Below are 8,284 nucleotides of genomic sequence, written 5' to 3'. Positions count from 1 at the left end.
GGTTATGCTGAACAATTTGTCCAAAAATTCGGATTAAATTTGCAATCTACCATAAGCCAATATCAAACCGATAATCTAACAAGCAATTTTCAGCCGGAGATGGCGGCGCATTTTGACTAAAGCTAGTGTCATTTAATCAATTTTAGCGTCATCATTTTGATTGTATTTAATCGTTCTAATCCAAAACTTTCATGAAAGTTTCATTTTAGTGGTCGTAGTGTTGTCCCATCACAACCAAACCTTTACAAAAACAATATATAAATCTGCATGTCGCGCACCACGAATTACGTTATGCTAGTGCAACTAATCAATCTTGATATTGACTGAAAGGTGTCATTAACTTTGTTTACTTATCCCTCAGAATGGCTTTTCCCGATTACTCAAGATCCACTCATTCAGCTAACGAGCACCATTTCAGCGTTCTTGCTGATTGGTATTTTAAGTACACTAACAATTCATGCCATTACGCTAGCTTGGTTAACGCACCCCGCATTCAAACAGCTTAGATTCGCATTTTTTCAAACGCCCTGGAGTAAACGATTGCGTCGCTGCGAGGTCGTGATTCTAATCAGCATCTTAATACTGATAGGTGCTTCGCTGACAATCAGTCGTCTCGATTTTACATTTATTTGCCAATTTGGTTTCTTACTTTTCATTTTCAGCGTCCTGACTCGCGATATTTTAGTGAATCGGCAGGCCTGGCAATCGCGGCATGTTCCGGCTGTACTCGCATCACTCACGACCCATGAACGCCGCCAGTGGTCTTATTTTAACATTTGGTCAATTGTGAGTACCGGCTTAATGATGCTCATCCAAGTCACGATGTTCTCATTAATCATTAGTGCTCTGCCGGCGTTTACAGATATGATAAAAAATACAACTCCATAAGAGTTGCATTTCATCAAACATTTCAGTTTTAAGCTAACAAATTACTAATCATCGCCGCGTAAATCTTAATGTAGCGTTTGTACATGTCCAAATCAACGTATTCGTTAACTTGATGGGCGGTAATGTTCCCCGGACCAAAGACCACGACTTCCATATCTTCATTGTGTGGCAAGTATGATGAGGCATCGGTCCCACCGGGTGCCCCGAAGTATGGTAAAGGTTGTTCTAAGACTTGTTGGCCAACTGACTTGGCCAATTGTACCAAGTTGCTATCTTCGGCGGTATGCATTGGGAAGAAGCTGTCATGAATATCTAAGGTCAATTCTGCACCGGCCGCATTGCATTCCGCGACGATTTTTTCGAGGTCGGCAATAATCTTATCATTGCGGACTTCGGGAATCGTCCGAATCTTAACGGAAAGTTCCGCACTGGCTGGCACCGTGTTGATTTGTTCGCCACCTTTGATTAAGGTCACGACGGGAATCGTTGGTCCTAAGACCGAGTTTTTCACGTGGTTGAAACTTTCAAAATAAGCGGTTTGTTTGTTATAGTAACCCATTAACGCATCAATCGCATTCTTACCGATTTGCGGCATCGAACTATGCGCCGCAACCCCTTTGGAACGTACCGTATAAGTTAAGGACCCTTTATGGGCTAATTCAATAAAATGTTGTTCCGTCGTCGGGTTAGCGGCCATCATCTTTTTAGCCGTCGCTTCGTCGGCACCAAGCATGGCTTGAATCTTCTTGTCGGCTAACATCCGCTTGTCAGCGCCACTCGGTTCCCCAACAATCATCGCTTTGATGTCATCGGCATAACCTAAAGCTGCGAGTTGTTCCGCACCGACATGGCCATCTTCTTCACCCAAGGTTGCCATCAAACGCAACGTCCCGTGTAACGGCACACCTTGTTCCTTTAAATTGATCATGGCAAAGACGCCGGCCATCATCCCAGCCTTCATGTCGGTCACACCACGACCGAAGAGCTTGTTATCTTTAATCGCCGCTGACAGTGGACTCCCAGCCCATTTATCTTCGTCTCCTAAAGCGACCGTATCGGTATGGCCGTCAAAACCAATGACTGGACCATTGCCGTCACCAATTTCAGCGACTAAGTTCGCACGATTTGGTGCATATTCAATTAACTTCGAATCAATACCATGTTGCTTCAGTAACTTTGCTAAATATTCGGCAACTGGTTGTTCGTTACCGTTTACAGAATTCATTTGGACAATATCACTTAACGCTTGTACTGTTTCTTCCATAAAATTCACCCCGTCCGTTTTTTCGTCATGCTAAACTGATACGCACAATTTAAGTTCTACCTCGATTACAGCACTTTTTAACAATAAGTGCAAGTACGTGCAACTCAATCAACTGATTTTAATGCATCTAACATGTTGACGTGCTTCAACTTACGATGCATCATCACCATCACGATTAAACTAAAGGCCACCGTTAATAGCGCCGAATAGACATAGCTAATCGGATGAATCCCCGGCGAGAACATCAACGCGTTGGTTTCAGCGGTTTGTAAAATATAGGCGTGTAACCAATTGCCTAAGAAGCAGCCGAGAATAATTCCGAGACCGGTCAAAATGAAGTTTTCACGGAAAATATACATCGTGACTTCGCCATCATAAAAGCCGAGCACCTTAATCGTAGATAGTTCCCGAATCCGTTCGGAAACATTGATATTCGTCAAGTTATACAGTACGACTAAGGCCAACGCCCCGGCCGAAATGACGAAAATCAAGACCACTAAATTCATGCTATCAAACATTTTAAAGTTGGTATTTTTTTCGGTACTCATTAACGTCACGTTCAAGATGCCAGTTTGCTTCAGCAACGTATTCGCGTAAGCATTCGCCCGTTTTTCACTCTTGTTGGTAAATTGGACTAAATTACTATTATAAATCGGTTGTTTACCGAAAACTTGGCGGTAATAACTCGGACTCAAATACACAAAGTGATTGACGTAATTTTCCGCAATTGCGGCCACTTTGATAGTCTTGGTCGTTTGCCCCGCGAGCTTAATTGGCAAAGTATCGCCGACTTTTACGCCATATAGCTTAGCGAGCTTTTCATCAATAATCGCCCCGGATTGCGACAAGGTGTACTTTTGATGGGTCGTCCGACTGCGCAAGGTCACAAACTTATTCAAATTGGCCGCGTGTTCAGGCACGCCCAAAGTCGCCGTTTGTTCGGCAACCCCGCCTTTTTTGATGGTGACTTGCGCTGACTTCAGTGCCAGACTTGCTTGATACAAACTCGGCTTGCTAATCGTGGTCCGTTGCGCCTTCGTTTCGGTCCCAGTCCGCGTCACGATGGCATCGTAATGCCACAATTCATTGAACTGCTTAGTCGAAATGTCACCAATCGAGTCCTTCAAGCCAAAACCAGTAATCATCATCGCCATACAGCCGGCAATCCCGAGCACGGTCATTAATAACCGTTGTTTGTACCGGAATAAATTCCGCAAGGTGATCTTATGGTTAAAACTCAAGCGCCGCCAAAAACCGGTCCACCGTTCCAGTAACAAAGTTTTACCAGCTTTGGGCGCTTTCGGTTGTAAGAGTTGCGCCGGTAAGCTGCGTAAGTCCACTCGTAAGACGACTAACGCCGTTCCAAGCGTACACAGGAGCGCAATTGCTAACGCCACCCCGATGTCGGTCCACAAGTATTGCACGCTAATGGCGGGTAAGTTATACATGCTGCCGTACGCTTGCGCAATGAATTTCGGGAAGAAGTTGACGCCAAAAATAACGCCCAACCCGGTCCCTAGCAAGGCGGCTAAGCCACCGTAAATCATGAATTCACTACCGACCGCGTTATTGCTATACCCAAGTCCTTTCAAAGTCCCCATCTGTAACCGCAATTCTTCAACCATCCGCGTCATCGTCGTTAAACAAATCAAGGCCGCAATCGCGATGAAGAATAACGGAAAGACGGTTGACAAGGCGACGACTCGTTGCGTATTCTCGTGGTACTCAGTGTAACCCGGGTTATCACTGCGATCAGTATAAATATACGTGGGCGTCTTAATGGCGGCTACTTGGGCCTGGGCCGCTTTAAGTTGGGTTTCTAACTTTACTAATTGGGCGGTTCCCGCTGGCACTTGTTGTTTTAAGGCCGCCGTCGCTTGGGCTAACGGAGCAATTTTTTGCGTGGCTTGCTTTTGTAACGCCGTTTGCCGTAACTTAGCTTGCGGCTTGAGCCACCGTTTTAATTTGGCGGTATTTTGCCGATTCAACCGTTTATATTTTGCGGTATACGGCGTTACGCCACGCAAATTTTTGAACTGCACATCAATGCGCGTCGCCACGTTTAACTTGAGCGTCTGTGGTCGTACATATGCAAAGTAATCTAGCGTCCCTTTACCGACCGTCGTCACGCCCCGGCTAACGTTTTCCACGTAGCGCGGCGAATTGACAAAGCCGACGACTTTAAAGGTCCGCCGTTTGAACTTTTGATTCAACGCTTTTGTGCTAACAATTTTATACGTTGACCCAATTTTTAAGCTCGGTTGGAGACGTTGGGCCTGGGTGTCCAAGACGATTTCGTTGGCTTTTTGCGGTAACCGGCCGCTGACTACCCGTAACTTGTTCAGTTTTTGCGTTGCGGGTAGTTCAGCGACCCGGACAACCCGATTATTGTTCAACTGATTGACGTCTAAGTATTTCACCTTTTGATAAGTGACTTGCGACGCGTGTTGGGCCAACGCCTGAGTATCCGAATTCGTTAGGCCCATCGTCGACTGGACGCTGTTGGTCGCAAGTGATTGGCGATTAAAATAATCATCGGCGGCTTGTAACATGTCCGGACCGGTCGCCCGAATGCCGGTGTAAAACGCCACCCCTAAGAAAATAATTAACGTGATGGAAATGAAGCGGGCTTTCGACCGCCAAATTTCGCGAAAAATGGCTTTAAAATAAGCTGGTGTCATGCCCCTCACCTACCATTCAATCTCGGCCACCGGTGTCGGGTGGTCGTTGTATTCGACAGATTGAACTTGGGCGTCATTAATGCGAATCACTTGGTCGCCCATCGCCGCAATCGCGCTATTGTGGGTCACGATAATCACCGTCGTATCAGTTTGTTTGGCAGCGTCTTGGATCACTTGTAAGACTTGTTTACCGGTCCGATAATCCAGCGCCCCGGTCGGTTCATCACATAATAATAGCTTGGGATTTTTCGCCACCGCCCGCGCAATGGCCACCCGTTGTTGTTCACCACCAGATAATTGGGCCGGAAAGTTCGCAGCACGGTCCGTTAGACCAACTAATGCCAGCGTTTCATCGACATCGCGGGCATCTTTAGTAATTTGTGAAGCTAGCTCCACATTTTCCCGCGCCGTCAAATTCGACACTAAATTATAAAATTGAAAGACAAAACCCACGGCTTGGCGCCGATACGTCGTCAGTTGTTTGGCAGAAAATTGCGCGATATCTTCCCCATCAATTAAGACTTGTCCACTAGTAGGACTATCCATGCCGCCTAAAATATTTAATAACGTCGATTTACCAGCTCCACTTGGCCCTAGAATCGTGACCACGCTCCCTTGGGCCACTTCAAACGACAATTCCCGATTGGCGATGGTTTCCTGGTCACCGTTATGAAAAGTCCGCGTTTCCTTGATTACTTCAATATATGCCATAGCGTTCTCCCTGATTGTATTCGTTTACATTTAATGATAACCCATTTTGACGGTGGGCGCTAAAATTTCAAATAACCATTGTTTCTGGACCACGGCACCGTTAAAATGGAACCAACGTTTACGAGGAGGAATGCTAATTATGGTTACTGAAATTGTAGGTACCGTCTTAATCCTAATCGTCTTCATGATTGCCTTTGTTTATTATTTACAAACTCTAGTCATGCGCCGGATTGAAAAGGCCGAAAAAGCGCGTCAAAAAAATGCTGGTGATCATCACGATCAACCAGCATCTAAGCCTTAGTCTTGGTCAGCGAAGTACGCTTCTTTTTGCGCTTGCCAATATTTTTGGTCAGCCGCAGTAATTTCCCGTAAGACGCGGCACGGATTGCCGACCGCGACCACGTTATCAGGAATGTCTTTGGTGACGATTGAACCGGAACCAATCACGACATTACTGCCAATCGTGACGCCCGGGTTGACGACCACATTGCCGCCAAACCAGACGTTGTCGCCAATCGTAATTGGGTACCCGTATTCGAGTTGTTCGGCCCGAATCGCCGCATCGATAGGATGGCCCGCCGTGTATAAACCGACGCGCGGACCCATGAAGACGTTGTCGCCAATCGTTATCGGGGCGACATCCACGAAGATCGCGTCATAGTTAGCGTAAAAAGACTTACCAATCGTGGTATTAGTGCCATAATCTGTGTGAAATGGCGGTTCAATATAGCCACCCGCCCCGATTGACTTGAACATCTCGCCCAGCAATTGCTGCCGTTGGTCTTTTTCTAATTCGGTGGTTTGATTGAACAGCCGCGTCACCCGTTTAGCACGCAAATTCTCTTTAGCGAGTTGTGGGTCATCGGCAATATATAATTCACCGGCTAACATCCGGTCTTTTTGTGATTTCATCAATAAATTCCTCCCTCATTGGTTACCACACTTAGTTAACCAAAGTTTGGTAACGATTTCAATAACGATGACGGTCATTTTTAACAGCAAATCGTCTCATTTTTAAAGATTCCATGGAAGTTTTAAGTATTTTTATGTATCTAAATGGTAACGTTCGTTTATAATGGGGGTTATACACACATTTAAGGGAGTTAACACAGTGAAAACATTCAAAACAATTATGAGTTGGGTGCTACCCGTCGTGATTGGGTTAGGTTTGGCGTTACTCATTCGCCAATTCTGGTTCACGATGGTGCGCGTTGATGGGACTTCCATGCAACCTAACTTACAAAATAACGAACGGGTCGTCGCTTTCAAAACTAGCACGATCAAAGCGGGTTCAGTCGTCGTCTTCGATGCATACGGCTTGGACCCGGACCAAACGAGCAAGAGCGCCGTTTATGTGAAGCGGGTCATCGGGATGCCCGGTGATACGGTCAAATACACCAATTCTGGTAAATTAATGGTCAACGGTAAAGTCGTTAAGCAAAGCTATTTGCAAAATAGTTACCAACAAACGACCGGTTCATTTATGGCTAACAAGCACAGCAAAGTCACTGGCTGGACGTTAAATAGTCTCAGCCACGACCAAGGTTGGTCCAAACAAGTCACTAATGGTAAAGTGCCGAAGGGTTACTACTTCGTCATGGGGGACCACCGGAGCGTTTCTAACGACAGTCGTTATTGGGGCTTAGTACCTAAGAGCCACATGATTGGGGTCGTTAAGGCTTGGCCTTGGCAAGCACGGAAAGAATATATCAATAACTATCAACCGTAATTCGGTCAAACTCGATTGTCCTCGCGACAACCGAGTTTTTTTGCCACTAATACTTTGATATACTTAAACTAATCATTTACAGGAGGCCGGCTAATGGCAGTCAAATTAAAGTTAATCGCACACTTACTCTTGCCCATCGTTGCCGGCCTCATCATCGCCTTTTTCATTCGCGAGTATTGGTTTACCGTCGTCCATGTCGACGGCAAATCCATGACGCCGACCTTGCAAGATAATGAACGGGTGATTGCCGTCAAGACGGCGTCAGTACATACTGGTGAAATCGTCATTTTTAAGGCTTACGGGTTGAACCCCCAGGAAAAAGATCACAACGCCGTTTACGTCAAACGCATTATCGGCCAGCCCGGCGATGCTATTCACTACACGAAGACCGGCCAACTATACGTCAATCATCACCGTATCGCCCAAAGCTATCTAAAAAATCACTTCCAACAAACGACCGGCTCGCTAGTCACCAATGACCACCATCACTTGATGGGCTGGTCACTAACCCGGTTGAGTTCGAGCCAAGTCGCTTGGAAAACTGCCTTAAAACACAACCGAGTTCCGCAAGGCGACTACTTCGTGATGGGCGACCATCGCAGCGTTTCTAACGATAGTCGTTACTGGGGCTTTGTTCCAAAAAGTCATATTATCGGCGTCGTCAAAGCTTGGCCGTGGCAACCGAATGCGGCGTTAATTAATCAAGTTAACTAACCTAACGTTCTATAAAGCGCTTGGTTTCCATGTAAACATACTAGGATTAGCTACCGATAGTTGTCGCTTCCAATCAGCAGTAATTACGACTATCATTCACACACAACAAAGGCTTCGCCACTATTTGCTAGTGGCGAAGCCTTTGTTGTATTGCTCAGATAATAAGTACAATTATACGATGACATCCCGGAAGCAAGTTAAAGTGTGAACGTACCGATATTGTTCTTAGTCGAGTGGTTTGCTCGGCTGAGAACAAGGACGTCTTTTGAGATTAGCGGACTTGGCTGAGCTCAAAAA

At 45.9% G+C, this 8,284-nt stretch carries 8 protein-coding genes; 4 read left to right on the top strand and 4 right to left on the bottom strand.

What is annotated here, in order from left to right:
* Window positions 1-342 precede the first annotated feature (342 nt).
* Window positions 343-888: a hypothetical protein gene (locus tag DY78_RS10825; protein ID WP_024625526.1), complete on the top strand. Its 546-nt coding sequence runs from the start codon at window positions 343-345 to the stop codon at window positions 886-888.
* A 28-nt stretch (window positions 889-916) separates the two neighbouring features.
* Here the strand turns inward: DY78_RS10825 and DY78_RS10820 are convergent, their stop codons facing one another.
* The 3 genes from DY78_RS10820 to DY78_RS10810 all read right to left on the bottom strand — a co-directional run bounded on the left by DY78_RS10820 (window position 917) and on the right by DY78_RS10810 (window position 5,544).
* Window positions 917-2,152 (bottom strand): ArgE/DapE family deacylase, encoded by a 1,236-nt coding sequence (locus tag DY78_RS10820; protein ID WP_024625525.1) that lies wholly within the window; start codon window positions 2,150-2,152, stop codon window positions 917-919.
* Window positions 2,153-2,256: 104 nt separating this feature from the next.
* Window positions 2,257-4,833, bottom strand: coding sequence for an ABC transporter permease (locus tag DY78_RS10815; protein ID WP_029779084.1), 2,577 nt, complete (start codon window positions 4,831-4,833; stop codon window positions 2,257-2,259).
* A 9-nt stretch (window positions 4,834-4,842) separates the two neighbouring features.
* Window positions 4,843-5,544, bottom strand: coding sequence for an ABC transporter ATP-binding protein (locus DY78_RS10810; RefSeq protein WP_024625523.1), 702 nt, complete (start codon window positions 5,542-5,544; stop codon window positions 4,843-4,845).
* A gap of 139 nt (window positions 5,545-5,683) precedes the next feature.
* On the opposite strand from DY78_RS10810, the gene DY78_RS16170 reads away from it, so the two are divergent.
* Complete coding sequence (locus DY78_RS16170; protein WP_156093480.1) at window positions 5,684-5,845, top strand: hypothetical protein; 162 nt, start codon at window positions 5,684-5,686, stop codon at window positions 5,843-5,845.
* On the opposite strand, the gene DY78_RS10805 is transcribed toward DY78_RS16170, so the two are convergent.
* On the bottom strand, window positions 5,842-6,456 hold the full coding sequence (locus DY78_RS10805; protein ID WP_024625522.1) for a sugar O-acetyltransferase: 615 nt from the start codon (window positions 6,454-6,456) through the stop codon (window positions 5,842-5,844). The genes DY78_RS16170 and DY78_RS10805 overlap by 4 nt on opposite strands.
* Before the next feature lie 199 nt (window positions 6,457-6,655).
* Here DY78_RS10805 and lepB (DY78_RS10800) point away from each other — a divergent pair, with 199 nt between their 5' ends.
* A complete protein-coding gene (lepB, locus tag DY78_RS10800; protein ID WP_024625521.1) occupies window positions 6,656-7,273 on the top strand; it encodes a signal peptidase I in 618 nt (205 codons plus the stop codon).
* Window positions 7,274-7,366: 93 nt separating this feature from the next.
* Entirely contained in the window at window positions 7,367-7,987 is a 621-nt protein-coding gene (gene lepB, locus DY78_RS10795; protein WP_024625520.1) for a signal peptidase I, read from the top strand.
* Window positions 7,988-8,284 lie beyond the last annotated feature (297 nt).

Source organism: Lactiplantibacillus fabifermentans DSM 21115, assembly GCF_000498955.2.
Classification (GTDB): Bacteria; Bacillota; Bacilli; order Lactobacillales; family Lactobacillaceae; genus Lactiplantibacillus; species Lactiplantibacillus fabifermentans.
This window is presented reverse-complemented; position numbering and strand designations above follow the sequence as displayed.

What these genes read in the sequence shown, in the direction of transcription:
- DY78_RS10820 (WP_024625525.1), bottom strand. Translation starts at nt 2,152, where the DNA reads ATGGAAGAAACAGTACAAGCGTTAAGTGATATTGTCCAAATGAATTCT.
- DY78_RS10815 (WP_029779084.1), bottom strand. Translation starts at nt 4,833, where the DNA reads ATGACACCAGCTTATTTTAAAGCCATTTTTCGCGAAATTTGGCGGTCG.
- DY78_RS10810 (WP_024625523.1), bottom strand. Translation starts at nt 5,544, where the DNA reads ATGGCATATATTGAAGTAATCAAGGAAACGCGGACTTTTCATAACGGT.
- DY78_RS16170 (WP_156093480.1), top strand. Translation starts at nt 5,684, where the DNA reads ATGGTTACTGAAATTGTAGGTACCGTCTTAATCCTAATCGTCTTCATG.
- DY78_RS10805 (WP_024625522.1), bottom strand. Translation starts at nt 6,456, where the DNA reads ATGAAATCACAAAAAGACCGGATGTTAGCCGGTGAATTATATATTGCC.
- lepB (WP_024625520.1), top strand. Translation starts at nt 7,367, where the DNA reads ATGGCAGTCAAATTAAAGTTAATCGCACACTTACTCTTGCCCATCGTT.